At 35.1% G+C, this 1,326-nt stretch carries 2 protein-coding genes; both read right to left on the bottom strand.

Annotation, left to right across the window (positions count from 1 at the left end; genetic code table 11):
* Positions 1-377: 377 nt before the first annotated feature.
* Positions 378-569, bottom strand: coding sequence for a hypothetical protein (locus GN217_RS18575; protein WP_156858115.1), 192 nt, complete (start codon positions 567-569; stop codon positions 378-380).
* 270 nt (positions 570-839) lie between these two features.
* Positions 840-1,193: an HIT domain-containing protein gene (locus GN217_RS18580; RefSeq protein WP_156858116.1), complete on the bottom strand. Its 354-nt coding sequence runs from the start codon at positions 1,191-1,193 to the stop codon at positions 840-842.
* Positions 1,194-1,326 lie beyond the last annotated feature (133 nt).

The raw sequence follows: 1,326 nt of genomic DNA on the forward strand, positions 1-1,326 counted from the left end.
CAACTGGATGAACACATTCCCCCGGAAAATATTAAACTACGAGACCCCGGAGGAAAATTTTGCGCAATTTGTTGATTGTGTGGCCTAGGCCACACAATCAACAAATTGACATAAAAACCTTATATAGGGTTTCACATAAAGTGTTGCATTTAATATTGCAATTTAGGGGAAATATTGGCGTGAAAATTTATTAGAAATAAAAGAGGCTGGGAGCGTGGGGCTTACACTGAAAAAGTGTAAGCCCCACGCATTTTTATATTTAAAATGACAGAAATAAAGCTGTGAAGTAAAATGAAGTGGGGAGGGGTTGAATTGTTTTAATTCATAAAAAATGTAAGTTTAAGTCGATTGAGAAAAGCGCCTGGTTGCAGAAATATTCAACCTTCATCGACAAAATTATGATCTTCCTCTTCTGGCAGCTTTTCTAAGGTCACTAATATAAGTGTTGCTACCGGTCCAAGAAACAAAGAAATAAAAAACCAATTAAGCCCCGATCTGTTTTTCCCTTGTGCCAATCCAGCGTTAATAAGGGTAAGAGTTCCCCATCCAACAAAAAATTGGTCTCCCATACCGATTCCTCCTTGTGGTGTATTAATCTTCTGGTATATGATTTAATCATTTATTTAGTCGTTGGTATTGTTCTCCAATAAAACATTTACCGTCGCATCTCTGTAACAAGGTTCCATCTAAGAAAATACAACAGCTTTTATTATAGATTTGCACAACAACGTTTGTTTTAATATCAATTAAACCTATATCTCTCTTTCAAAGATTAATTCAAAATAAGTCGAGACTCCTTTGGAAAAAGGCAATCGAATTTAATGATCGCCTTATTTTAACTATTGCAACCTTTCGTTAAATAGCTGTTTCAGTGGTTCTCCAGAAACGATATGCCAATGGAGATGTTTAGAATCCTGATAATCTCCTAAGTTTGTAATTACTCTACAGGCACCATTTTCCTCAGTAACCATAGTAGCAACCTTTTTAATTACTCTCAGTAATTCTAATAATAACTCGTTATCACTTTCTTCCAATGTAATTAAAGAAGGGATATGTTTCTTTGGTATTGCAACAACATGGACTGGCCAAAATGGTTTGGTATGATAATAGGCTAATACGTTATCTGTCTCCAACACCTTTCTTACTTGGATTTTATCACTTAATACCTCATCACAATAAAAGTCTTCAGTCATAACAAACCTCCCTCTATATACTTTGATTATCTTCAAAATGCTCCTGTTTTCTTAGAATTACTCAAACGCCATTTTATAGAATGTATTGGTGGGCATAGTGTTCACTCAGAGTGCGGAATATTCAAACAGGGTT

Source organism: Oceanobacillus sp. AG, assembly GCF_009746545.1.
Taxonomy (GTDB): Bacteria; Bacillota; Bacilli; order Bacillales; family Amphibacillaceae; genus Oceanobacillus; species Oceanobacillus indicireducens.

Bases quoted from the DNA above. Each gene is read 5' to 3' on its own strand.
- GN217_RS18575 (WP_156858115.1), bottom strand. From the start codon at position 569: ATGGGAGACCAATTTTTTGTTGGATGGGGAACTCTTACCCTTATTAAC.
- GN217_RS18580 (WP_156858116.1), bottom strand. From the start codon at position 1,193: ATGACTGAAGACTTTTATTGTGATGAGGTATTAAGTGATAAAATCCAA.